At 67.2% G+C, this 427-nt stretch carries 1 protein-coding gene; it reads right to left on the bottom strand.

What is annotated here, in order from left to right; genetic code table 11:
- Positions 1–232, bottom strand: a 232-nt coding sequence (locus D7X99_RS42075) for an amphi-Trp domain-containing protein (protein WP_121782596.1), incomplete at its 3' end; no start/stop codon positions are given.
- Between the last annotated feature and the right edge of the window lie 195 nt (positions 233–427).

The following is a 427-nucleotide window of genomic DNA, read 5'->3' as shown; positions in this document are numbered from 1 at the left end:
CCCGCTGCCAGCGCAGCTGGAACTCGACCTCGTCCACGCCGCCCTCGCGCTCGTGCTCGATGTTGAAGAGCGCGTCGGCGGGGATGCGCAGGCGCTCGCCAGCGACCTGGATGTTGAAGGCCTTGCCCTCCTCGATGGCGTCGGCCAACCGCCGCAGCTTCGCGACGAAGTCCTTGCGCGGGTACGTCTTCTCCAGGTCTCGGTTCGCTCGCTTCGCCTTCTTCTGCGCCATCGTTGAGGGCTCTTTCGTCCAGGGTTTCCCTGGATGATGGCATCGCCCGCGATGAATGCGCAGCCTGAATCAGCGCGGCAGTCGAGGCACGCGTCAGCTCATCAGCCGGTGGAGGCTGAGGTCCAGGCGGCTCTGGACCAGGCCCAGGAGGCTCTCCACCTCGCGCCCGTCCAGTTTCAGCCGAGCGGCCAGCTC

Origin of the sequence: Corallococcus sp. AB032C, assembly GCF_003668935.1 — a bacterium.
Classification (GTDB): domain Bacteria; phylum Myxococcota; class Myxococcia; order Myxococcales; family Myxococcaceae; genus Corallococcus; species Corallococcus exiguus.
The sequence above is the reverse complement of the archived record's forward strand: the minus strand, read 5'-3'. Positions and strand labels throughout refer to the sequence as shown.